The sequence below is a fragment of the Paenibacillus sp. FSL R5-0912 genome (assembly GCF_000758605.1).
Taxonomy (GTDB): domain Bacteria; phylum Bacillota; class Bacilli; order Paenibacillales; family Paenibacillaceae; genus Paenibacillus_AQ.
Genome location: NZ_CP009282.1, coordinates 3,691,187 through 3,715,369, shown reverse-complemented (window position 1 = coordinate 3,715,369; position 24,183 = coordinate 3,691,187). Strand labels below are relative to the sequence as shown.

Sequence of the window (24,183 nt, the reverse complement as noted above, 5' to 3'; positions counted from 1 at the left end):
AAACATGTCAAGTACAGCACAAAAAGCGCTGATAATGTAACAAAGTTTGTTAATATTGTTTCGGCTACACTATGATTCTATGAGCTGAACAACCGTCTGTACTGGTTGGGCGGCATGCCTTCCAGCTGTCTGAAGACCTTAATGAAGTAACTGGACTGGTGAAAACCGCTCTGCAGTGCAATTTGCGCGACAGACAGCTCAGTCGAGACCAGCAGCAGCTTGGCACGGGCCATCCGGCAGTCACTTAAATAACGGTTCGGCGTCTTGCCCATTATGCTCCGGAACAGCCGCAGAAAATGATAGCTGCTGTAACCGGCAAGCCTAGCCATCGCTTCCAGTGTCCAGGGCCGCTCGCATTCGCTGTGTATCCTGTCGGCCGTGAGCCGGATGGAATGTCTGATCTCCAGCGGCACCGCCCCGTGCAGCGGCTCAGAATTCTGCATCAGGGTCACAAGAATCTCATAGAGCAGAGTAGACAGACGCGGTTCACTCCGGGTCTCATAAGCCGCACTTAGCCTGTACATCTCCTCGAAGACCGGTTCATAGCCCGTTCCGGGATCGAAGGTGAAAAAATAACCGCGGGAGTGATCCGCCTCCTCCAGCATCGGCAAAGATAAAGCTGTGGCGAAATGGACCCAGCGCACATTCCAGGCCTGGCCCGGCTCAGAACCGTATTGCTGGTAAGCCCCCCGCGGGAACAGAAACCCGCTCCCCCGCTTCATGGATATCCGTTCCCCTTCCTGGAACACATACCCTTCTCCGCCAAAGACCATATGTAGATTATAGCTGTTCAGGAGCCCTTCGCTTCTACGCTCTGCATGCTGGGGGAAGTCGCTGTAATGGCCCAGCATCTCCGGATAGCACACATAGTGCGTATATGCAGGCTGCGGCAGAACCCAATGTTTTTTCATATTAACTCTCACCTCCACCTGCCGTATATCAAGCACGCAATATAGTAATACAATAGCAATATTATGTTATATAAGTGTATACACTGCTGATAATACAATAGATTGGTATCAACTATAAAGCAAATATTTACACTTGGAGGTTACTATGAAGAAACCTGTTGCTGCAGAACGATTCGAGCTTGGCGTCTGTTATTATCCCGAACACTGGCCTGAATCCATGTGGGCGGATGATTACCGCCGTATGGTTGAAACCGGATTCACTATTGTTCGTCTGGGCGAGTTCGCCTGGTCGGTCTTTGAGCCGGAAGAAGGTCAATTTCAATTCGGCCTGTTTGACCGTGCTATTGATTTGGCGCACAGCTACGGGCTGAAGGTCATTATGGGAACACCTACTGCCACTCCGCCTGCCTGGCTTACCGAACAATATCCTGAGGTATTAAATGTGACTTATGAAGGTGTGACGATGCAGCACGGCATGCGCCGTCATTATAATTACAGCAGTCCCAAATACCGCGAGCTCTGCGCCAGAATTGTGACTAAGCTTGCCGCGCATTACGGAAGCCACCCTGGTGTGTCCGGATGGCAGATTGACAACGAATTGAACTGTGAAGTCAATGTATTCTACTCGGAGAGTGACCATCTTGCCTTTCGGGCATGGCTTCAGGACAAATATGTAACACTGGAAAAGCTGAACGAAGCCTGGGGTACTGTGTTCTGGAATCAGACCTATACACGCTGGTCACAGGTCTATCTGACCCGGCCAACCCCCTCGCCGAACCAGCCCAATCCGCATCAGGCACTGGATGAGAAGCGCTTCATCTCTTATAACACGATTTATTTTGCCAAGATCCAGGCGGATATCCTCCGTGAACTGGCTCCTGACCAGTGGGTGACTACGAATGGCTTATTCGGACATCTGGACAGCCATGAACTGAATGACGAGCTGCTGGACTTCTTCAGCTATGATTCATATCCGCAGTTCTCCACCATTTACTTTGATCCGGCAGAGGTGAACCCGCTGCGTGACCGCGGCTGGGGGCTGTCACTCTCTGCGGTCCGCTCGGTAAGCAGCAACTTCTGTGTGATGGAACAGCAGTCGGGACCCGGCGGTTGGGTAAACCGGATGGATATGCCTTCTCCGAAGCCCGGGCAGATGCGGCTGTGGACTTACCAGTCTATCGCCCATGGTGCGGATATGCTGCTCTACTTCCGCTGGCGGACAGCTACTATGGGGAACGAAATCTATTGGCACGGCTTGAACGACTATCATAACCAGCCGAACCGGCGCGTGAAGGAAGCCGAGCAGATCGGCAAGGAGCTGGCAAAGATCGGCAAAGCCTTCATCGGCAGCCGGACTCAGGCTAATATCGCCATCGTGCGGGATTATGATAATGAGTGGGACGGGGAATATGACGTCTGGCACGGGCCATTCATGTGGCAGAGCAACAAGGAATGGTTCAAGGCACTGCAGCGGATGCATATCCCCAATGATGTTCTGTATATGCGCAGCAATACAACGCTTGCAGAGCTTGTGCGTTACGAGGTGCTGGTCTACCCGCACCCGGCCATTATGAGCGACGACACAGAGGCCCTGCTGGATCAATATGTACAGCAAGGCGGGAAGCTGATCTTCGGCTGCCGCACCGGATACAAGGATACCACCGGACAATGTTATATGCGGCCTTTTCCCGGAGCAGCCCAGGAGATGTGCGGTGTAACCGTGGAAGAGTTCACTATGGTCAAAGGAACACGTCAGCCTACCTCGATCCGTTGGACGAATAATCCAGAGACGCTCACGGGTGCGGATGCTTTCAATGATATTCTTCATGTGGAAGAGAACAGTGTCGAGGTTATGGGAACCTACGCTACCGATTATTATGCCGGCAAACCGGCAGTAACCCGCAACAAGCGCGGCAAGGGGGAAGTCTGGTACTACGGGGCTGTATTTAATGAGCAGGCCGTGCTGCAATTGATCGGAAGTTTGGGACTGAATTCACCAGCTGCTGAATGGCTGGAATTGCCGCCGGAGATTGAGCTGCAGATCCGCGCTTCTGAGGAGAATACCACTGCAGGACTCACCTTCCTGCTTAACTATAGTGAAGAACCGGCAGAGATCGTGCTTAAGAAATCCAGAACGGATCTGCTGAGCGGACAAACCCTCAGTGGAAATTATACGCTGGATGGATATGGCGTTCTGGTGCTGGAATAACAATTGCTATGAAGTCTAGGGCATGACTATATCAAAATAAAAGGGTTCCGCCGCCGCAGATTGCTCTGCGGATAGCGGAACCCTTTTGCTGCTGCAAGCTGCCCGGCACCGAAACTGGCGAAGGCATTGCAGCATATAAAATATAGAATTTCCTTGCAATACGCTGTGAATTATTAGATATTAAAAACTGAAATTCATATTCAGTTTCAACGTGGAAGTTAGTTATAGTTGTATTATGTGCAATTATAAACAGAGAAAAAGCATGTTTGCCTCTTATAACTGTAGTCTGTACAACTAAATTTGCCCGAATGGGCGAGCCCCCCTCTACATAGGGCAGTTTAATTGCACGATATACAACTAAACGCTTAAACACTAGTAAAACAGATGGTTTAGTTGTACAAAGTACAATTAAGCTTACCTGATATACCGTAGCCAGTCACTGTCAAACCTTCAGCAAGCAGTTTACCAAAGTAGGTATTACAAGTTTATATGTGATGCTATACATAGCTTGGAGATGAATAGTTTGGACTATAGAGGAGCGAGTGAATCCGTGAAGCCAGAATTCATACAACAGGAGTCTCCGGCGAATGGCCGCCTGCAGCAGGATGCCCTTGAGGTACCGGAGGGGAATGACACCTTCCTGCAAGGGGTCAAAGACTGCCTCCCTACTCTGCTCGGCTATCTAAGCATTGGCTTTGCAGCAGGTGTTGTGGAGAAAACGGCCGGCCTCTCCATCGCCGAAATCGCCATGATCTCCATTATTCTTTATGCCGGATCAGCACAGTTTATCGCCGCAGGAATGATTGCGGCCGGAAGCAGCGCCTCCAGCATCATTATCACAATTCTGCTGGTCAATCTGCGTCATCTGCTGCTGAGCGCGGCGATATCGCCGTACTTCCGCCATTTGAATCCGCTGCGCAATCTGCTGATTGGATCACTGCTTACCGATGAGACCTTCGGGGTAGCCATCCAGAAGAGCGCCTCCAGGAAGCGGATCAGCGAGAAATGGATGCACGGGCTTAATATTACAGCCTATTTGAACTGGTTCCTGGCCAATATCGCCGGCGCCTTCCTCGGACAGTGGATATCCAGTCCGGAGAAGTGGGGGCTGGATTTCGCTCTGCCCGCCATGTTCATCGGACTGCTGGTGCTGACGGTCATGGCACGGCGCAAATATCTGCTGGACATTACCGTCGGCTTCATAGCTGTCATTGTTGCCGTTCTGGTCTCTATTCTGTGGTCGCCCAGCATGGGAGTGATTGCGGCAGCTCTTGTAGCCTCTACGATTGGAATGGTGATTGAACAATGGAAATAAGACTGGACATCTTCTTCATTATCCTGGGTGCTGCACTTGTTACCTTCCTTCCCCGCGTTCTTCCGCTTATGCTGCTTAGCCGGATCTCCATTCCGGACTGGGGGATGCGCTGGTTAAGCTTTGTGCCGATTGCGGTAATGGCTGCATTGGTCGCCCAGGAACTATTCGTAACAGACGGCAAGTTCGCGGGGCTTTCCACGAATATGGAGCTGATCGCGGCATTCCCCTCCTTCTGGATAGCCGTCAAAACCCGCAGCCTGCTCGGAACCGTAGTTACCGGTATCCTGGCGCTGATGCTGCTGCGTCTGCTGTATTAAGCTCTTATACTTCAGCTTCCAGCTTCAGCGTCTCTTTTACATAATCGCCAATATGATGAATCGCCTGCTGCGCTTCAGGCAGCAGCGCAGCCAGCATCTGAAACACACTCCACATGTTCTCCCACACTTCCAGCGTGGCGGGTGTCCCATCCATCAGTGCCTTACCGGCCAGCCGATCGGCATCGCTCAGCAGAACCTCGTGATCACCTACTTGAATGAACAGAGGCGGCAATCCAGTGAGGTCTTGTCTCAGCGGTGATAATAGTGCAGGAGCTTCCCCGGCATACTCTCCAAGATAATCTTCCAGAATACGCTGATTAGTCTCCCTGCTTCCTGTGGGATCTCTATCTGCCCGGCTCGTATAAGACTCTCCGTCCAAATGAACAAGATCTCCATGAGGCGAGAGCAGGAATGCGCCGCCAGGAAGCGCCTTCTCTTCATCCCGCAGAGAGATCAGCGTCATAAGGGCCAGCGTGGCACCTACAGAATCTCCGCCAAATATGATGTGCCCGGGCTTGAAGCCCTGGTCCAGCAGCCACTGGTACGCAGACAGGCAATCTTCACCTGCAGCCGGATAACGAAATTCCGGAGCCAGCCGGTATTCCACAGTAAGCACAGCAATTCCGCTGGCGGCCGAGAGCCTAGCGGCCAGATCCCGGTAAACTGCACAGCTGCCGGCCACAAACCCTCCGCCGTGGAAATACAGAATTACCTTAGTCTCCCTATTTGCATCCGTTTTTTCATCAGCCCTGACCCACTCCCCACTGAACCTCTCTGTCCTTACCTGCTCAACCTGCACACCGTTTAACGCAGGCAGTTGTCCGGTGGATTCCGCAAGGGCGGCGCGGATCTCTTGGGCAGGTTGTCCCGGATACGGTTTATTGTACTTCAACTGGTTGGAAATGGCCTGCAGCAGTCCGGCCGGAGTTACACTAGGGCATATCATAACGGTTCATTCCTCCTCTTAATCGTTCATAGACACAATATAAACCCTGTACCGGAGTACAGGGTCAAGTGGCTATCTCAGATTAAATTCCCGCCGATTCAGCCTTTCATGTTCAAGATATCAAGAGTCTCCTGAATACCTGGATGTATGTCCTGTGTAAGGAGGCTGCTCTTCAATTCTTCCAGCTTTGTGCGGGTCTTGTGCCGTTTGGCAATCTCCAGATCTACAGCGGCCATTTTACTTTCAATGACTGTAATAAAGTCCGGTATTCCGATACTGCCGTCTGCAGATTTGACCAAAGCTTTCTTGATCTCACGCAGAGTGAAGCCGCAAGCTTTCGCATTCTGAATGAAAGCGATCCGTCCCAGTGCTTCCTCCGGATACATCCGGTATCCGCTGGACGTGCGCTGCGGCTGCGGAATCAACCCGTATTTCTCATAAAATCTTAGCGTTTCTATGTTTACTCCGGCCTCTTTGGCCAGCTCGCCTCGTAAATATGGGGTCATCCCTATTTCTCCTTCCTGCAGGATTAGCTAGAGCTTCAACTGTTCTTTAAGTGCGGTAATCTCTTCAGCAGAGAGCTCAGTGAGGTCTGAGTGTTCATCTGCATATCTGGCTTTATTATAAAGGGCAAGCAGACGGCTATAGGCTTGCCCTTCGCTGCCCGGATTTTTGCGCTGCCGCTTCTGTCCTTCCGACCACGCTGCCACATCGGCACCCGTCTCCTGAGGGGTCAGATATGCCTTCACCTCATATCCGTCGATATGCTTGGCGCGAAGCCAATGCCGATAGAGCCAGCGGATGCGTGCCCGGCTTCCGTCCATCGTCTCCCACCGGTCCCGGCGGCTGGATGGTGTAAGCTTGGTACGCAAGTAATCTCTGAAACCCTGAACGGTCTGCTCCCAAGTGAATAGGCTGGTCTCTTCATCCTGATAACCGGCAGCAGCTGCAGGCGATTCTCTACGCAGTAGTGTCAACAGCCAGTCCATTGCTCTGCGGAGTAGTCCACCGGTATTTCTGTAAAGCCAGCGTACACCGTAATACAGCACCACAACTATTGCAGCCGCCCCTATAATATAGAAGCCAATGTTAAGAATTGCGGCCAGAATGCCAGGTTCGCCGGCTTCCGCTGCCGGGAATTCCTGAATGGCTTGTGGGGGAGCCTCCTCCGGCGGAGGTTCTTCTGCACCGGAAGACAGCCGGCTGAGCCAGGTGAAGAAGAGCCTCGCCGCATTCCACAGCAGCATACCCACCGCTTTGCCTCCGCCCGCCGCCAGGATTGCAGCCAGGACAATGAAGCCCGCCAGATACAGGTGGTTATGCCGCCGCAGGCCTTCGGGCAGACGTGCTGAATCACTGTTTAAGGAGCTGTAGCGCAGATGGCTGCTGCTCGAGTCAATCAGTGCCAGCACCAGACATAAGCTTCCGCTCCAGGTTAGAATAGTCACATTATCCTGCAGCTCCGGAATCCGGGAGAAGGCTATTGAAGCAATGAAATAGATTGTGATTCCGGCCAGATAGATTCTGAACCGGTTCATCCGTGAAGCAGTAGTCATGCCAAGATAGGCACAGACTGCGGCACCCGCTACCAGCGGGATGCCCGGAAGTGTCAGTATGCTGCTTATCAGTCCGGCTAAGAGACCCATCAGCAGCGCTGCCAGCAGCTGCTGCCATAACCGGCTGCACTTATAGCGCAGCAGTACACCGCCTGCAACCAGCAGCGGTAATAGGTAAATCCACCGGACCACTGCTTCACCGGATTGCAGATAAGCCTGAAGTACCAGCCAGACAGGCAGAAGCAGCAGCCAGTCTATGAATGCAGTAATCCATAGCGCAAGGTTGGCCTGGAAGGAAGACGAGAAACGGAGCTTCATCGCGCTGCACCGCCTTCTTCCGGAATATCCAGCCATTCTACGCCATTCCCCATGAAGCTTAATGCAGCAGCAGCAGCCTGCAGCTCCGCCCCCCGGTGACAGGTAATGATCAGATAATCTGCATCACCCTCCCCCTTCTCTGCTTCAATCTCCATCAGCCTGCTCATTGGCAATGTTCTGTCCAGATTCAGTCTGGCCAGCATGCCCAGGAATTCTTCAGCATGTGATATTGGCCAGGTATCCACCGGCTCTCTTGCCCCGCCGCCGTCCAGCCTTCCGTTGCTGAGCAGCCGGGTCTCAATGCCATGGCTGATGGCATATTCAGCCACGGTCGCCGCATACCGGATGCCTAGCTCAATCCGCTCCACATCGGTTACGGTCCGCCACATGGAATCGCTGATCTCCACGTTCAGGCAGATTACAAGCCTTGAATCGGCCGTGTAATCCTTCTGATGCACCTGCATGCTTCCTGTCCGGGCTGTCGCTTTCCAGTTAATCGAAGCCAGGGAATCCCCTGCACTGTACTCACGGGTACCTGCGGTCAGGAACGGATCTTCTACAATCCAGCGCTTGACGGGCAGCTCGCCAAGCCAGCTGTGCACCGGCAGCGGAAGCTCATGAAATTGAAGCAGCCCCGGGTAGACAAGGAGCTCCAGCTGCAACGGGAAGGTCTTCGATCTGCGGCTCATGCCGAAGAGATCCCCCGTGGTCATGGTTGCGGTCTCCAGAAGAAACAATCCGCGCTCCCGGCAAATCACATTATGCCGGCGTTTGATGTGGCGGTAAGACCTTAGAAAGAACAGGCTGACGTGATTCTGTGAGATCTCGCCGCTGCTGATGCCCAGATTCTCCTGGGAACCGAACTCAAGCCCCCGGGCGATACTGGATTCCAGACGCAGCCAAGGCAGCGGAAGCAGCTTCTTATTCATGATCTCCTCGACCATCTCCACCTGCTCTCCTGCATATACGGCCTTGGAAGAGAAATAGCGGGTATATGTAACCTTCTTAAGTGCGTTACGGTCGTATACAGCAGAGACGAACAACAGCAGGAACAGCGTGCTTGCAATGAACCACGGCAGCGACATGGTTCATTCCACCCTTCCGCCTCTGGACAGGACAGCAGCCTCCGCCGGAACCTCCACCTCGCGCAGCACCTGTAGCACGACCTCTGCCGATTGCCCCTCGCGGACTCCGGGTCCGCGCTGAAGGATGAGCCGGTGTGCAAGCACCGGAACGGCCACGGACTTAATATCATCCGGAAGTACATAATTCCGCCCTTGAATCAGAGCATACCCCTGCGAAGCACGCAGGAGGGCGAAGCTTGCCCGTGGGCTCGCACCCAGCCGGACAGCAGGAGATTTACGTGTAGCTTCGACCACACTGATCATATACGCCAGCAGTTCATCACTTACATTAATACCGGCGGTAAGCCGCTGCATCTCTTGAATTTCCTCTGCACCTGCAACCGCACCGGTATCCTCCAGCGGGTTGTTCTGGCGGAACCGCTGCAGAATATGAACCCCTTCATCGAATGTAGGGTACCCTGTTGTAATCCGCATTAAGAACCGGTCGAGCTGTGCCTCCGGCAACGGGAACGTCCCCTGGCTGTCAATCGGATTCTGCGTGGCGATGACCAGAAACGGCCGCTGCAGCTCATGAGTCACACCGTCGATGGTAATCTGCCGCTCCTCCATACATTCCAGCAGGCTTGACTGGGTACGCGGAGTGGCCCGGTTAATCTCATCAGCGAGCAGAATACTGGCGAATACCGGACCTGGACGGAATTGAAATTCCCCGCTTTTCTGGTTGTAGTAGTTGATGCCGCTTAAGTCAGAAGGCAGCAGGTCGGGCGTGAATTGAATCCGCTTGAATGTGCAGTCCAGCGAGCGGGCGAGTGTTTTGGCAAGCAGCGTTTTGCCTGTTCCGGGCACATCCTCCAGGAGGACATGACCATTTGCGAGCAAAGCGGTCAGCAGCAGGTTTACACCATCTTCTTTTCCGACAATAACCTTAGCCAAATTTCCCCGGATCGATTCAATTCGAGCAGATGCTTCTTGAAGATTCATGTATAATGACACCATCCTATTCCAAAAAAAGGTATGTACTATAGCTTCATCATACCAGAAAGCGTCTACATTATATAATTGGGAGAATCAACAGTCATTTCAGCTGCTTGCCGGACTTCGAGCGTACCCATGCCACGATAAAATAGTACACCGGTATAAACTCCACAATCAGCCAAAAAATAGTCGTATTGAAAGAATAATAATTGTGGTAATATACGGCCACATTCATCGAGTATACAAATGCAATGGTAATGGAACAGACCGTCAGGAGCGGAATCATAACTTTTTTTGCTTTTTGTCTGGTAAGATACAAGGCGCATTTATAAGCAACATAGATCATAAAAGAGCTGTGAATAAACATTGAGGACGACCATATGCCAATCAGAATCGGATCAGAGTTTCCCAGGAGATCATCATTCGAGGAACTGCGGATCATCTGCAGGAAGGGAAACTGCAGTTCCTTCCCGAGATACGGGCCGAAATTCAGCATAGTCATAAGCCATACGATCAGAACAATCAGTATCACAGTGATCCCCCCAAGACTCAGTGGCTTCATGATCTTATTGCTGATCTTAAGCTCCGGGGCAACAAAAAGAAACACAACCCATTCGCCAAACCAGGACATCACCGTAATCGAATCCTTAATGACGATACGCGGGTCATGATAATGGAGAAATGCCGGAAGCATAGCATATTCTGCATGCTGGATGAATAAATACGTACTTAGAATAGCGAAGACAATGCAGATCAGAGCAATGCCTTCCGACATATACACCATAGAGGCCAAACCCAGATGAGCGGTGTACATAATGACCAGACCCACAACAAGTATAATAAAAAGCGGGGGAGTTCCGCGCAAATAATTGCCTCCGAAGAACAGTGCGAAATTTTGTATATCATATGATACGTAATAAATACACCAGCACAAGAGCAGAATCACTATGATTCCATGCAGCCACTTCCCCATGATCTCTGCCCCGAACTCTACCCAGCCTATTTCCGGCTTGAGCTTTCCCACCAGGATCGTGAAATATAACAGAATCAGGCCGAGGAAACCGCCTAGAATCAGGCTTATCCAGCCTTGGTAGGATGAGGTTTCAATGAGACCGGGAATCAGAAACATCGTGCTTTGAGAGCCCAGGTATACAATCGAGAACCGAGTCATTTGCCATTTCGATGTCCGCATATTTTCTCCTTCGCCCCCTTATTTCTCCGAACCAAAATCTGCAATTTTAAAATCAGCTGTCACCTTGATCCGGGCCTCCCTGCTGTAATAATCCTCCCAGTGATCACGCAGACGTTTCCATTCTTCCGGATAATTCCATTCCAGCAGCATACCGAGCTGAAGTACATCTACTCCCGCCTTCTGCACATTTTCCAGCGTCTCCGAAACTTCCTTTACCACTTTCTCCTGAAGTTTGGTCTTAAGCAGATGGCTGAGCTGGTCCGCTTTACGTTGATTGGAGTCCTTGAAGGAGGTTATACTCGCCCGGCCTTTTAGCTTCACATGGAATTCTGGCCCTCCAGGAGTCATCTTGACAGAGGAGGAGGCCTTGTCATTCAGAAAATACGCAGTGGCAGTCCCCTTTCCGTCATCCTCCCAAGCAAACGAATTTACAGATTGAACGTAATGATCTGCCGCCCAAGCCAAGGCTCTACCCTCTTTCACCTTCAGTATGGCCTTCATCTTCTTATCCTGAAACAGCATCACACCGTCTACCCCGCACCAATATTCTTTCTTCCCCTGCTCAGAAGTTTCACTTTTTTTGCCGAAAGACAAATAATTCATGGCATAGCCCATATGGTAGGATTCCGACAGTATGCAGTCTCTGATTGTAGTGCTGAACAGAACCTTTTGCCGGGCCATATTATTGAGTACCTGATCGGGCAATTGCTCGAAGACCGGTGTCAGCAACGGGATCTCCTTAGCCTTGCCCGGAGCAGCCATAATATAGGTTCCGAGAGAATTCTCAGGCTGCCGCTGGAACCATTCCAGCATATCTCCTATCCCCTGCTTGGCATATTGTTTGCCCAGTACAATTATCTTGAGATGTGAAGCCTCCATTTTGCGTGACAAATCCTTCTGAATCAGCAGGATAGCTTCCGGAATGGTCGGTGCAGTCTTGGATACCATAGAATAGCTCTTTCCGTCTCCGGAACCGCCCTCTTGTGCGCCTGAACCCAGACGGTTCGGAAGCGGTGAACTGATCGTCACCTCAACCGTTCCGGGTTCCTCACCAACGTCAATAAACAAGCCATAGACAAAGGTCAATTCGTCCAGTTCCAGCTTGGACCAGCAGCCGGTCAGATTCATAAGCAGCACTAACACAAGGATCAGCTTGAGTGGTTTCATTGCTTCTGTCTCCTTTTATTCTTCCTGTCGGTATAAGAAGAGCTGCGCTCCGTCATATACTGGGACGGAACACGGACCACGGTATCCTTCCAGTCTTCAAGAACCAGCGGAGCCACCGGCTGGAGAAAGGGAGTGCCGAACGATTTTAGATTAGCCAGATGGCCATATATGATAAAAACGGCGATGAAGACGCCAATCAGTCCCATCGTCCCCCCCAGAATCAGGAGCACGAAACGCAGCAGCCTGAAGGTCAATCCAAGCTCAAGATGGGGGATGATGTAGGAGGCGATACCCGTAATGGAAACTACAATGACCATGGGTGCTGAGACAATTCCCGCCTGTACCGCTGCCTGCCCTATGACAATACCGCCGATAATAGAGACAGTCTGGCCAACCGGCTTCGGAATGCGGGTCCCTGCTTCTCTCAGTGCTTCGAAAGTAAGTTCCATGATCAAAGCTTCCGTCAGTGCGGAGAAAGGGATATTCTCACGGGCGGCAGCAATGGTAATCAGCAGGTTGGACGGAATAATCTGTGCGTGGAAGGTTGTGATCGCCACATATAAAGAAGGCAGAATCATCGATATCAGCGAGAAAAAGAAGCGGACCAGCCGGATCCAGCTGCCGGCATAGAAGTTCTGGTAATAATCCTCAGAGGATTGCAGGAGCGCAAAGAAGGTTACAGGTGCCAGTAATGCCGACGGGGTACCGTCCTGCAATATGCTGATTCTGCCCTCCATCAATGATGCGGCTACAGAGTCGGGACGTTCTGTATATTGATAGATTGGAAAAGGTGAAAAATTCCCCTGGCGCATATGCTCAGCCAAATAGCTGATGCCCAGAATTCCGTCGACTGAAAGATTATTTAGTTTCTCTTCCATTTCATCCAGGATTTCCGGCTTACAGAGCCCTTCGATATAAACCAGATATACATCGGTTTTGGTGTATCTGCCAATCGAGAAATGTTTGGTCTTCAGATCAGCATGTTTGATTTTGTGCCGCAGCAAGGACAGATTCGTCTGAACATCCTCGATAAAAGCCTCCTGGGGTCCAATGACCACCAGCTCGTTCTGTGATTCGGACACTGCCCTCTTCTGATATTGGGTAATTTCGAAATAATAGACATAAGGCAGCCCTTCAATACATAGAACCGGATTCCCGCTGACAATCAGCTCCACGGCCCTGTCCGGATGAAAAGCCTTCATATATGGAATCACAAAGGCTGAGCCGCGGTCCAGACGCTCCATGAATTGCGGCCAGTCCGGTTCACTGTTAGCCTCTGATTTCAGCGGACTGGCAACAAATTCCTGCAAGCTGAGCATGTCCACGATGGCAGGTATATAGATCAGCATGCAGGCGTGTCCGTACACATGTATCGACTGGTATACAGCATCACTGCAATCTGTGAGCTGTTCTTGGATGAGCTCAAGTATATTCTTGTCCGGCACCCTGCCTGCCTCCTTCCGGCTATAGAGAATCTTCCTTAGTGTGCCAGAACACCCTCAATTTATGCCTCTAAGCGCAAATAGCCCCACTATGCGGGGGCCCGAAACCTATAAATTCTATTAAAAAAGGAGCCGGATCATCCCGGCTCCTCCATTAAACGGTGCATTATCGTTGCTGTATCTGTCCTTAGAAGCCCATCACAGGATGAGGAATATAAGGCTCCTCCAAACGGAGTACATCTTCCGGACTGAGCGTGACCGACACCGCTGCAGCGGCATCCTCCAGATGGCTCATGCTGGTCGCTCCGACAATTGGTGCTGTGACCGGCTTCTTCTGCAGGACCCAGGCTAGTGCAACCTGGGCACGCGGAAGACCCCGTTCTTCAGCAATCTCCTTCACTCTCAGCGCCACAAGGCGGTCGGCTTCCTCCGTCCGGGAGTACAGCAGCTTAGCAAATTGGTCACTTTCCGACCGGGTACTCGTCTCCTGCCAGTCCCGGGTCAGCCTCCCGCGGGCCAGCGGACTCCAGGGAATCACTCCGATCCCTTCCGCTTCGCACAGCGGCAGCATTTCCCGTTCTTCCTCACGATACAGCAGATTCACATAATTCTGCATCGATACGAACCGGGTCCAGCCGTGCCGCTCCGCCACATGCAGCGCCTTCAGAAACTGCCAGGCAGACATCGAGGATGCTCCGATGTAGCGAGCTTTGCCCGCCTTCACCACATCATGCAGCGCTTCCATCGTCTCTTCAACCGGGGTCGACGGGTCCCAGCGGTGAATCTGGTACAAGTCCACATAATCCGTCCCCAGCCGCTTCAGGCTATGGTCGATCTCGCTCATAATAGCCTTGCGCGACAAACCTCCGCCATTGGGGCCGGGACGCATTTTACCATGCACCTTTGTAGCAATGACCACTTCATCCCGGGAGGTGAAATCCTTGAGCGCACGTCCGACAATCTCTTCGCTGGTACCGTCAGAATAAATGTTGGCCGTATCGAAGAAGTTGATGCCCAACTCCAGCGCTTTGCGGATAAACGGCCGGCTCTCTTGCTCATTCAGTGACCAGGGATGGGTCCCGCGCTCCGGCACCCCGTAGCTCATACACCCCAAGCAAATCCGTGATACATCCAGTCCCGTTGTTCCCAGCTTCACATATTCCATAATCGGCAGATCCTCCTTCTGGCTAAATAGATCTTATGAAATCGATTATAGTATACCGCTGCCGGTTAGCTTCAACCAATATTTTTTGTCAATTTTGGATAAAAGGCTTCAGTCTCTTCAGCAAGGTCTGCAGCTGTTCTGAGCAATTTTCGTACATCTGCTTGGCTTCTTTATGCTTCGTAGACAAGCTGAACAGCTCCAGATCGGCTTCGCATTTCTTCAGCAGCGCATACAGCTGGGGCTTGTCCTGCGGCTGCTGAACCTCCACACTATCCGTGTACAAATCTACGGTAAGCTCACCGTAAGAGTCTACCTGGCCCAGGAATACATTTTCCGCGCTCAGATTCAGCTTCTCCAGTTCTCCCTGCAGCCAGCCGCGCGACAGATTCAGGGCATCGAGTGGTTCATCCATAATTTCGCCGTCCATTATCACCGCCTGAGTCTCTCTCTCTGGAGCAACCTTAATTCCAAGATGCTTAGGTGTAAGCGGCTGATTCTCACGGGTGAGCAGCACATTGATTGCACCGTCCGACTCCATAATGGCAAATTCAACATCGGCCACTTTGAAGACATCCTTCTTGCGCAGCTCCTCCAGCAGCTCGTCCGTCGACAGACGCTCCTTCTTCATATTGTCTTCCAGGATCTTACCGTCTTTGATCAGTACGGTCGATTTGAAATCAATGAAATCCCGTGCTTTCTTGCTCTTGATCTGCAGGAACTCAATCCCGAATGAGAAAGCAACCCAGACAAGTAGGGCGATCATGCCTAGATGCCAGGTTTTGTCTGTATCCAGCGAGATATATGCTGCAATACTGCCTATAGTAATTCCCGTAATGTATTCGAAAAAAGACAGCTGTGATACCTGTCGCTTCCCCAGCATTTTGGTAAGGAAGAAAAGCACTACTACAGCAAAAATTGTCCGAAGAATGACCTCCAGTGCTTCCGGCATTCGTAAAACCTCCTGTGAAGTTATTCATGTTCCGCATATGTATCTTCATTATTTGTCACAACAGGCGGAAAATAACCAAGAGAATAAATTCCTGCTGCCAAACGGCGCACTGGCCTTCTGCTCAATGGGATTTATTACCTGTATTTCATACTGCCGGATGCGGATACTACGCTGTGAGATTTTGTTCCAACCCAGACCCGAGGAGGTAATGATCCAATGACTGTTGCATCACAGGTCAAAACCTGCGTAGCTTCGCTGAAGAGCGCCCAAGCCAGTCTTGAGCAGTTTGCCATGGAAACCCAGAACGAGGAAGCCAAGACCCTGTTCACCAGTGCTGCAGAGCAGACGCTGCAAATTGTCCAGCAAGTGGAAGGCCGCGTAACCGAAATCGAGAAAGAAGAGCCGCAGTATAAAGGGTTCTAACTTGCATTAGTTATCAAGAACGGTAAATAGGCTGATCCATACGCAGATTTCCCTGCAACCGGATCAGCCTATTTGTTACTTTTGAATACAAGTCTCACAGTTTAACTGCATCGGCAATTAATGAAATAAAACCTAACTTCCCCTCCGCATTACGGTGATCAAAACGCTTCGACCGGTAGATGAAACCGCCGCGCTCATCCCAGGGAAATTCATGAAATTGGCCGGATTCATCACAGTATTCCAGCAGTTTAACCTGATACCCTGCGGCAGTGAACATCTTCTGCAGAGTAATATAAGTATGTACGATCCGGTGGGAGGCAGCAGGATGGTCCAGCGGTCCCGGCCCGCCGATCTGCACAATGTTCTGATAAGCTTCATCAGGGAAGAACCCGTCCGGAACAGCACAGCGGATATATCCGCCAAGAGCCACCTCCGCTTCCAATCACTACTTTTAACGGTTCATTCAACCGGACCACTCCTTGGTTAGCATTCACTACCCTGGTATCCATTGTAATCTCATTTGTAGAGATCAGGAATACAGCTTTGTCAGCTTTCCATGGATTTATGTGACTTGTTTTGCAACCTCTGGTGAAGCGGACTGACATTCCTCTATTTGCTCAGATTGGGCGAATTTACTGCGCAAGCGGACTCAGATTCCGTTCCTGTCTGACTGAATGAAGAGGGGGCAGCCAATCGGCTGCCCCCTCTTCCACTCAATTTATTTATCAGGCACATTCCGCTCGGCATTCCGGATAAATTCCGCAATGTTCAGCTTGCTGCCTGTCCGCGTACTCTCCAAAGCGCCAAGCACCATCGCCATACTGTAGCGGTTGTCGCGACAGTCAGTCTCGGCGGGACGCTGCTCCGCTAGTGAGCGGAACATCTCTTCAAGACAGCCCTGATGGAAGGTCTCCTTCATCTGCACAGCCGGCCCTTCTACCCGCTCATATTCATTGAGGAACTGTCCGGAAGCTTCACCGCCACCGATAATCTCGGCATACGGCATATCCCGGCCATCCCAGATCGCTGCCCCCCGTTCCCCCTGGACCCGCCATGACGCTTCCCAGGACGTAGGCGCGCCTTCCGCACACCACGAGCCCTGATAACAGAATACGGAGCCGTCTGACATTTCGAAGATACAGATGGCTGCCGCATTCCCTTCATACCATGATCCGGGAGGGTTAAATTCCTGGCAGTACACACTTACAGGATCGGCGCCGCTGATAAAGCGGGCCTGATCGAAGGTATGGATGGCCATGTCCAGGAGCAGCGGGCTGTCCATCGCTTCCCGGAATCCGCCGAAATGCGGGGCCAGAAAGAAGCTTGCGCTTATGGAACCCGTTCTCCCTATTGCTCCCGAGGTGATTAACCCGCGCAAAGAGCGGATATGCGGATCATACCTGCGGTTCTGCATTACGGCATGGCTCAGCCCGGTACGTCCGGCCATGTTAACGATTTCATTACATTGCTCCATCGTTTCTGCCAGCGGCTTCTCGGTGAAGACATGACATCCGGCTTCCAGTGCCTTACTGGCAATACTGAAATGGCTCGAAGGCACGGTGATATCGAACACCAGATTAGCCGCTGTAGCTTCAATTGCCTGTGATATATCTGTAAATACCGGGCAGGTCAGTCCATGCTTCTCACCCATGGTCTGCGCGGATTCCACCCGGATGTCTACGAGTCCGACGATTTCAATTTCAGTATGCTTCACCGCATAACTGATCCATTCATTAGCCATGGCTCCACAGCCCGCTACAACTACACGATACTCTGCTGTCATAGGTGTTCCCCGCTTTCTGGATTAGACCGGATTCGGCACGAAGCTTCCGCCCCGGCATTTTTTCAAATAATGGAGCGCATGAACCTGGCCTGTCATTTCCAGGTCATCACGATAAACGGGATCATGCCAGCCTTCGATATCAATCGTTCCTGTGTACCCGGCCTGCCGCAGTATTGAGATTACATCAGTCCAGTTCGTATCTCCAAAGCCCGGTGTCCGGTGCCACACATACGGCTTAGGTCCGTGAATTCCGTATTCCTTGATAATATCCCAGGCAATCGTAGCGTCCTTGCCGTGCACGTGAAAAATTTTGTCCGTCCATTTGCGCAGCTGCGGAATCGGATCAATTAGCTGCACCATCTGGTGGCAGGGCTCCCATTCCAGACCCAGGTTATCGGCATCCACCGCATTGAACATTTTCTCCCAAGCTGTAGGGTTATGGGCAATATTCCAGTCCCCGGATTGCCAGTTTCCATCCATGGAACAGTTCTCAAAGGCGATTCTGACACCGCGGTCCGCAGCTCTTTTGGAGAGCTCACCGAACACCTCTGCGAATTTCGGAATGGATTCGTCGATTGAAACCCCAGGCAGACGTCCGGTAAAGCCGGAGACCATATCGCTTCCAAACAAATGGGCATGATCGATCAGCCGTTCCCAGCTAGCCAGAGCATCGGAGTTATCCCCAGTGCCTGTAAGCGGATTCCCGAATATCCCTACAGAAGAGATCACGAAATCATGCTCCGCGGCCAATTCACGCACCCGTGCAGCAGTTTCTGTCAGATCCGTATTTCCCGTCGTCTGCCAGAAGGTCAGGCTGAATGATTCGAATCCGTGTCCTATAATTTGCGGAATCACTCTTAGTGCATCTCCGCCTCCCACCAGTGTCCCGATTCTCATTGTATCCTGCATCTTGTATACCACTCCAATATTGGTTTATAGTTAGTTCAATAACCCAAGTATATCCCTCATTTCGGGCAAAATCTCTTCTTATCTTGCGTTAAACTAGCTGAATCTTGTGGGAGTTGAAGCCATTATGACATATCCGAAAGAACTGAAGGAATATCCTGCGCTCGAGGAGAAGACCTATCCATTCCGCTTATTCTTCAACCATTGCAGGGATGCCAAGCCCCAACAGAATATCCTGTTCCTGCACTGGCATGAGCATTTCGAGATTATTGTCATGCGTGAAGGCCGGGCGATCTTTCATGTGGACAGCAAACCTTATGAGGCCGGCCCCGGAGACGTGATCATGGTACCTTCCGGCGGGCTGCATGTCGGCTATAGCCTGGATAGCGGGGATGTTTCCTATGTCTCAATTGTTTTTCATGCCTCATTGTTCAAGGACCGCAATCAGGATTCCCAGCATGAGCAATATGTGGCACCTTATCTTAGCAACCGGTATCAGTTTCCTGTCATGCCAGTGGTCCACAACCCGGAATGCGCCTCGTATTATCCCTTGCTTGAGCGGATTATTGAGGAAGTGCAGGCAAAACAACCGGCTTTTCAGCTTGTGGTGAAGAACCAGCTCCACTTATTCTTCACACACCTGTCCCGTACATTTCCCGCGCAGCAGAGCGAACGCCATTCTATCAACCGCGAACGCTTCAAGCCGTTGCTGGAATATCTGGAAACACATGTCGATCAGAAAATGTCGGTCGAGCGTGCTGCCCGCTTTGTCAATCTGAACGCTTTCCATTTCTGCAAAACCTTCAAGAAGCTGACAGGACGCACCTTCATCGACTATGTGAACCTGTGCCGGATGGATGAAGCCGAGCGGCTGCTTAAGGAGACCGGCTTCAGCATTACAGAGATTTCCGGCAGAGTCGGCTGTGACAATCCCAATTATTTCACGAAGCTCTATAAGCAGTACAAAGGCCTGACACCCTCTATGGTACGTAAATAGCCCTCTGTTTTTAAAATTGAAGCAAGCAGCAATACGCCCATAACAGAAAACAGCGATTCTCCAGTAACGGGAGAATCACTGCTTTTTGACGTTTGAAGCTTTTGAGAAATATGAGAATCTGACTTGTCAGTAGAATGTCTACTTTTGGGATAGCCCCTTATACATTGTAGTATCTACATTTCAGATATCGGAACCCAGCGCCGCTCTTCAATCGAACGTTCCACAGCTTCCAGTACAGCCTGGCATTTCACACCGTCACGGAAATTCGGCTCAGGCTGACGGCCTTCGGCAATCGCATTCGACAGCTCCAGCATCTCGTGAATGAATGTGTGCTCAAATCCAATGGTATGGCCCGGCGGCCACCAGGCTTCAGCATAGTCATGTGCAGGATCGGTGGCGAGCACTCTCCGGAAGCCCTGCACATCTTCGTCATCCGAGGTCAGATAGACCTCCAGTTCGTTCATCCGCTCGAAGTCGAATTTCACACTGCCCAGACTGCCATTGATCTCAAAAGAATTGGTCGAACGATGCCCGGCAGCGAACCGTGTCGCCTCAAAGCTGCCCAATGCGCCGTTTGCAAAACGGGCCAGGAACAAAGTAGCATCATCCACCGTTACTGCGCCGCGCGGTGCATCTTTGCTGGCCCGGGCGCTAAGACCTGTCATCTCCGTTGCCAGCGGCCGTTCCTTGACGAATGTCTCACTCATGCCAATGACCTCCTGCACATCGCCTACCAGGAAATGGGCCAGATCAATCAGATGCGCCCCCAGATCCCCATGCGATCCTGAGCCGGCAATCTCCTTCTGCAGACGCCAGACCAGCGGGAATTCAGGATCGAGAATCCAGTCCTGCAGGAACCAGGCACGGAAATGATAGACCTTTCCGAGCCGCCCGCTCTCAATCAGCCGTTTCGCCAGCCTGACCGCCGGGGAGAAACGGTAATTGAAGCCAACCATATGAACAATGCCGGCCGCCTCTGCAGCCTGGAGCATTTCTCGCGAATCTGCCAGATTCAGCGCCAGCGGCTTCTCGCAGAAAATATGCTTGCCAGCAGCAGCCGCCGCCAGCGCAATCTCCTTATGGGCATTGCTCGGCGCATTGATGTCGATTAGATCAATATCGCTGCGGGAGACCAGCTCCTTCCAGTCCGTCACACCTTCCGACCAGCCCAGCTGGCCGGCGGCCTCCTGCAGCGCTTCTTCATTCCGTCCGCAAATGACAGACATTTGCGGTTTGAGTGCCTGGGGGAAGAACATGGGCAGACTGCGGTAGGCATTACTGTGGGCTTTGCCCATGAACTTATAACCTATCATTCCGATCCGTAGCTGTTTCATTTGAAGCCTCCTCTACTAAATTCACTACTCCATGTACACGCATACATTTTCTCATCCAAGCGGCGCTCCGTCAAATTGCTTCTTGCGCAGATGACCAGCTCTGCACAGATTGGATGAATCGCTTCCGTTGCCTCGAAACGTATTTCATCGAATGGACAGTGAATCCTAATATATCAAAAAGAACGTCCCTTCTGCCAACCTGCAGCATGGGACGTTCTTCGTCATTTTTCACAAGTATGAAATTATGCTTTGTAGAGCTTAGCAAGCCCGCCCTCTGAAGTTTCACGGTACCTGCTGTTCATATCCAGGCCTGTCTCATACATGGTCTGTACAACTAGATCAAAGGATATCTTACGGGTACCAGACAAGAATTTGGCCAGGCTCAGCGCATTGATCGCCCGCATCGCACCGACAGCGTTCCGCTCAATGCAAGGGATTTGAACCAGTCCGTTAATCGGATCACAGGTTAACCCCAAGTGGTGTTCCATAGCAACCTCCGCCGCATACTCAATCTGGTCGATCTCCATACCAGACAATTCAGCCAGTGCAGCCGCTGCCATAGAGCAAGCCGTGCCGACCTCCGCCTGGCAGCCGCACTGAGCGCCGCTGATGGACGCGTTCTGCTTGACCAGATTGCCAATGAGCCCGCCGACCGCTAGAGCCCGGAGGATCTGTTCATCCGGAACCTGCATCTTCTCCTGCATATAACGTAGCGAGGCGGGCACGACACCGCTGGCCCCGCAGGTCGGGGCCGTTACGACAGTGCCGGCGGCGGCATTCTGTTCGTTGACGGCGAAAGCGTATGCGCTGACGATCCTGTTCTCCCTCGTCTCCGGGCTCTCATCCATATCCCGCTGATGATACAGATATTTCGCCTTGCGTTCGACTTCAAGACCGCCCTCCAGAATACCTGTGACAGACAGCCCTTCGTCGATCGAACGCTTCATCGCTTCCCAGATTCCTTGGAGGAAATCCCAGATCTGTTCGCCTTCACGCTGCTCAACGTAATCGCTTAGGGAGATATGATTCGCTTTACACAAGGTACTGATTGCTGCAAAGGAGTTCTCCGGGTAGACATCGGGCGTTTGCATCTCCTCCCGCCCCTCAATAACGATGTCCCCGCCGCCAATACTGACAACACGCATAGATGAGGTTTGCCGCCCGTCTTTGTAAGCGAACAAGTCCATGGTATTGGGATGTGGCAGAACAAAATCTGCCTGTGGAACAAATTCAACCTCCGCCGGAACGGGTGAAAGTGCTCTAAGAATAGCCTTGTCCGTCAAATGGCCTTTGCCTGTTTTGGCAAGGGAACCATAAATTAACGCCTTGAATTGGTCTGCGTCTTCATTCTCTGATTTGAAGATCCTGGCCGCCTTCTCCGGCCCCATAGTATGGGAGCTGGACGGTCCACTGCCAATCTTAAATAGCTCAGTCAACGATCTCATAGCACCCTTATCCCTTCTCAGTTGTCTTTGGCTTAAGCTCTTCATCCTGCGGCTTGAGGCTCATTGACCCTTCCCCTGAAAACGTTCCTTGAGCTTCATCAGGCGCTCATGAATCCCCTCTTCATCAATGGCCATGTCAACCAATTGGTGAGTAATCTGTAGACCCTGATCATTTGCAAGAGCTTTTTTCCACGGGTGCGACACAATCGAATGAGTAAGATGTCTGACAGAGCGGGGTGCCTGCATGATTCTTTCTGCCAGCTGCCACGCGCGTGGAAGAAGCTGTTCACGAGGCAGCACCTCATTGACCAGACCGAGGTCTAGTGCCTCTTGAGCATCAATGTTCATCCCCGTGTATGCGTGAATTGCCGCTTTCTTGGTTCCCAGCAGTTGTTGAAGTGCCAAGACGATTCCATCCCCGGGCGGTACTCCTCCCAGGTAATGGGCATCGAAGAACACAGTGTCTTCTGCACAAATGGTAATATCACACAGCGTCCCCAGCTGCCAGTGTGAGCCTGTGCCATTGATCACCCCAATGGTGGGGATATCAAGGCAATGAACCATATTCTCAATCATTCTGAGCGATTCATGGTACATCTCCAGCTTCCGGCGATTCGGCCAATCCATGAATTTGGTGTTCCAGACTTCAGGATTGCCTGTCTGCCACAGCTCTCCTGTGCCTGTAAGGATCATCACCTCATTCTCAGGATCGCGGCCCACATCTGACCATACATTACCGTAGGCAGTCTGTACCGACCAGTCAAATTGAAGCGGTTCCCCGCCGGTGTGCATACGCACTTCGAGTATGCCGCCGCGGCGGGTCATGATGAACAAGTCCTTGTACTTCTTCGAATATTCTTCGAATCGTGTAGGTCCCGTCATCTCTCTATTGAACATCTTTGCCCATAAGGCGCCCTTGCATTTTCTTCAGGCGCTCCAGAGCACCTTCTTCATCAATGGCCATGTCGTACATTTGATGGGCAAGCTGGAATCCCTGATCGGCGACCATAGCCTGCTTCCATGGACGGGAGATGATAGAGTGCGACAGATGTCTCGTTGAACGCGGTGCCTGCATAATCATCTCGGCAAGCTCCCATGCGCGGGGCAGAAGCTGTTCCCGGGGCAGAACTTCACTAACAATGCCCAGGTCCAATGCGGTTTGACCATTGATATTCTTGCCGGTGTATGCGTAGTAGGCTGCTTTTTTGAAACCGATCATGTTCTGCAGTGTGAGCAGCATTCCATCTCCGGGAGGTGTGCCTCCCAGATAATGCGGATCAAAGAAGTCGGCGTCTTCGGTACAAATGGTAATGTCACAGAGAGTCGCGAGTTCACAGTGCGTTCCCGGACCATTGATTGCCCCGATGGTCGGGATGTCAATGCAGAAGATCAGGTTCTCAAGCAGTCTCAGCGATTCATGATACTGTTCGAGCTTCTTTTGCTTCGGCCAATCCATAAATTTAGTATTCCAGACCTCTGGGTCGCCAATCAACCATTTATCCCCAGTTCCCGTAATAATCATGACTTCGTTCTCAGGGTCACGGCCGATATCTGACCAGGCATGAGACCAGGCGGTATGAGCTTCCCAATTGTGCGTGTACGAACCTCCGCCCGTGTGAAGACGCACTTCAATGATTCCGTCACGGCGGGTCATTAACAGGAATTCCTTGTATTTCTCCGAGTACTCTTCGAATTTGGTGGGTCCAATCATACGTCTCTCTGTCATTGTAATTCCTCCTAAGTTTGGT

At 51.6% G+C, this 24,183-nt stretch carries 22 protein-coding genes and 1 pseudogene; 5 read left to right on the top strand and 18 right to left on the bottom strand.

Translation table 11 applies throughout. The annotated features are described in order from the left end of the window. Positions 1 to 77: 77 nt before the first annotated feature. Positions 78 to 911 carry a helix-turn-helix transcriptional regulator gene (locus R50912_RS15740; protein WP_042236228.1) on the bottom strand — a complete coding sequence of 278 codons (834 nt, stop codon included), beginning with the start codon at positions 909 to 911 and terminating at the stop codon, positions 78 to 80. Between the two features lie 145 nt (positions 912 to 1,056). On the opposite strand from R50912_RS15740, the gene R50912_RS15735 reads away from it, so the two are divergent. The 3 genes from R50912_RS15735 to R50912_RS15725 all read left to right on the top strand — a co-directional run bounded on the left by R50912_RS15735 (position 1,057) and on the right by R50912_RS15725 (position 4,752). Beyond that, positions 1,057 to 3,120, top strand: coding sequence for a beta-galactosidase (locus tag R50912_RS15735; protein ID WP_042236227.1), 2,064 nt, complete (start codon positions 1,057 to 1,059; stop codon positions 3,118 to 3,120). Positions 3,121 to 3,715: 595 nt separating this feature from the next. Further along, positions 3,716 to 4,435, top strand: a complete 720-nt coding sequence (locus R50912_RS15730) for an AzlC family ABC transporter permease (protein WP_042242471.1) — start codon at positions 3,716 to 3,718, stop codon at positions 4,433 to 4,435. Beyond that, entirely contained in the window at positions 4,426 to 4,752 is a 327-nt protein-coding gene (locus tag R50912_RS15725; RefSeq protein WP_042236226.1) for an AzlD domain-containing protein, read from the top strand. Before R50912_RS15730 ends, R50912_RS15725 begins: the two co-directional genes overlap by 10 nt. A 4-nt stretch (positions 4,753 to 4,756) precedes the next feature. Here R50912_RS15725 and R50912_RS15720 read toward each other — a convergent pair whose 3' ends face one another. The 10 genes from R50912_RS15720 to R50912_RS15675 all read right to left on the bottom strand — a co-directional run bounded on the left by R50912_RS15720 (position 4,757) and on the right by R50912_RS15675 (position 15,547). Beyond that, the gene (locus R50912_RS15720) at positions 4,757 to 5,698 is read right to left on the bottom strand and encodes an alpha/beta hydrolase (protein ID WP_042236224.1); all 942 of its coding nucleotides are present in this window, start codon (positions 5,696 to 5,698) and stop codon (positions 4,757 to 4,759) included. Positions 5,699 to 5,796: 98 nt separating this feature from the next. Next, positions 5,797 to 6,204 (bottom strand): MerR family transcriptional regulator, encoded by a 408-nt coding sequence (locus R50912_RS15715; RefSeq protein ID WP_042236223.1) that lies wholly within the window; start codon positions 6,202 to 6,204, stop codon positions 5,797 to 5,799. Positions 6,205 to 6,231: 27 nt separating this feature from the next. Continuing rightward, entirely contained in the window at positions 6,232 to 7,572 is a 1,341-nt protein-coding gene (locus R50912_RS15710; RefSeq protein WP_042236222.1) for a hypothetical protein, read from the bottom strand. Beyond that, on the bottom strand, positions 7,569 to 8,657 hold the full coding sequence (locus tag R50912_RS15705; RefSeq protein ID WP_042236220.1) for a DUF58 domain-containing protein: 1,089 nt from the start codon (positions 8,655 to 8,657) through the stop codon (positions 7,569 to 7,571). The genes R50912_RS15710 and R50912_RS15705 overlap by 4 nt, the downstream gene beginning before the upstream one ends. A 3-nt stretch (positions 8,658 to 8,660) precedes the next feature. Next, on the bottom strand, positions 8,661 to 9,638 hold the full coding sequence (locus R50912_RS15700) for an AAA family ATPase (protein ID WP_042236218.1): 978 nt from the start codon (positions 9,636 to 9,638) through the stop codon (positions 8,661 to 8,663). Positions 9,639 to 9,732: 94 nt separating this feature from the next. Continuing rightward, positions 9,733 to 10,824 carry a GerAB/ArcD/ProY family transporter gene (locus tag R50912_RS15695; RefSeq protein ID WP_042236215.1) on the bottom strand — a complete coding sequence of 364 codons (1,092 nt, stop codon included), beginning with the start codon at positions 10,822 to 10,824 and terminating at the stop codon, positions 9,733 to 9,735. A gap of 18 nt (positions 10,825 to 10,842) precedes the next feature. Beyond that, the gene (locus tag R50912_RS15690) at positions 10,843 to 11,991 is read right to left on the bottom strand and encodes a Ger(x)C family spore germination protein (protein ID WP_042236212.1); all 1,149 of its coding nucleotides are present in this window, start codon (positions 11,989 to 11,991) and stop codon (positions 10,843 to 10,845) included. Beyond that, entirely contained in the window at positions 11,988 to 13,436 is a 1,449-nt protein-coding gene (locus tag R50912_RS15685) for a spore germination protein (protein ID WP_042236210.1), read from the bottom strand. The genes R50912_RS15690 and R50912_RS15685 overlap by 4 nt, the downstream gene beginning before the upstream one ends. Before the next feature lie 184 nt (positions 13,437 to 13,620). Beyond that, positions 13,621 to 14,598: an aldo/keto reductase gene (locus tag R50912_RS15680; RefSeq protein WP_042236208.1), complete on the bottom strand. Its 978-nt coding sequence runs from the start codon at positions 14,596 to 14,598 to the stop codon at positions 13,621 to 13,623. 88 nt (positions 14,599 to 14,686) lie between these two features. Further along, positions 14,687 to 15,547, bottom strand: a complete 861-nt coding sequence (locus tag R50912_RS15675; protein ID WP_042236206.1) for a DUF421 domain-containing protein — start codon at positions 15,545 to 15,547, stop codon at positions 14,687 to 14,689. 216 nt (positions 15,548 to 15,763) lie between these two features. On the opposite strand from R50912_RS15675, the gene R50912_RS15670 reads away from it, so the two are divergent. Next, positions 15,764 to 15,970, top strand: coding sequence for a DUF1657 domain-containing protein (locus R50912_RS15670; protein WP_042236203.1), 207 nt, complete (start codon positions 15,764 to 15,766; stop codon positions 15,968 to 15,970). A 94-nt stretch (positions 15,971 to 16,064) separates the two neighbouring features. Here R50912_RS15670 and R50912_RS15665 read toward each other — a convergent pair. From R50912_RS15665 to R50912_RS15655, 3 genes and pseudogenes are all read right to left on the bottom strand, one after another. Further along, positions 16,065 to 16,388, bottom strand: a pseudogene (locus tag R50912_RS15665) (class I SAM-dependent methyltransferase); the annotation flags it as partial. A gap of 300 nt (positions 16,389 to 16,688) precedes the next feature. Further along, positions 16,689 to 17,753, bottom strand: coding sequence for a Gfo/Idh/MocA family protein (locus R50912_RS15660; RefSeq protein WP_042236201.1), 1,065 nt, complete (start codon positions 17,751 to 17,753; stop codon positions 16,689 to 16,691). A gap of 21 nt (positions 17,754 to 17,774) precedes the next feature. Further along, positions 17,775 to 18,662, bottom strand: a complete 888-nt coding sequence (locus R50912_RS15655) for a sugar phosphate isomerase/epimerase family protein (protein ID WP_042236199.1) — start codon at positions 18,660 to 18,662, stop codon at positions 17,775 to 17,777. A 124-nt stretch (positions 18,663 to 18,786) separates the two neighbouring features. Here R50912_RS15655 and R50912_RS15650 point away from each other — a divergent pair, with 124 nt between their 5' ends. Further along, positions 18,787 to 19,656, top strand: coding sequence for a helix-turn-helix domain-containing protein (locus R50912_RS15650; RefSeq protein WP_042236198.1), 870 nt, complete (start codon positions 18,787 to 18,789; stop codon positions 19,654 to 19,656). A 173-nt stretch (positions 19,657 to 19,829) separates the two neighbouring features. Here the strand turns inward: R50912_RS15650 and R50912_RS15645 are convergent, their stop codons facing one another. From R50912_RS15645 to R50912_RS15630, 4 genes are all read right to left on the bottom strand, one after another. Then, positions 19,830 to 20,990 (bottom strand): Gfo/Idh/MocA family protein, encoded by a 1,161-nt coding sequence (locus R50912_RS15645; RefSeq protein WP_042236195.1) that lies wholly within the window; start codon positions 20,988 to 20,990, stop codon positions 19,830 to 19,832. Positions 20,991 to 21,232: 242 nt separating this feature from the next. Further along, entirely contained in the window at positions 21,233 to 22,435 is a 1,203-nt protein-coding gene (locus R50912_RS15640) for an L-serine ammonia-lyase, iron-sulfur-dependent, subunit alpha (protein WP_042236194.1), read from the bottom strand. A 60-nt stretch (positions 22,436 to 22,495) separates the two neighbouring features. Continuing rightward, entirely contained in the window at positions 22,496 to 23,332 is an 837-nt protein-coding gene (locus R50912_RS15635; RefSeq protein WP_042236192.1) for an enoyl-CoA hydratase/isomerase family protein, read from the bottom strand. Next, on the bottom strand, positions 23,322 to 24,161 hold the full coding sequence (locus tag R50912_RS15630) for an enoyl-CoA hydratase/isomerase family protein (RefSeq protein ID WP_042236190.1): 840 nt from the start codon (positions 24,159 to 24,161) through the stop codon (positions 23,322 to 23,324). The genes R50912_RS15635 and R50912_RS15630 overlap by 11 nt, the downstream gene beginning before the upstream one ends. Positions 24,162 to 24,183: the final 22 nt, after the last annotated feature.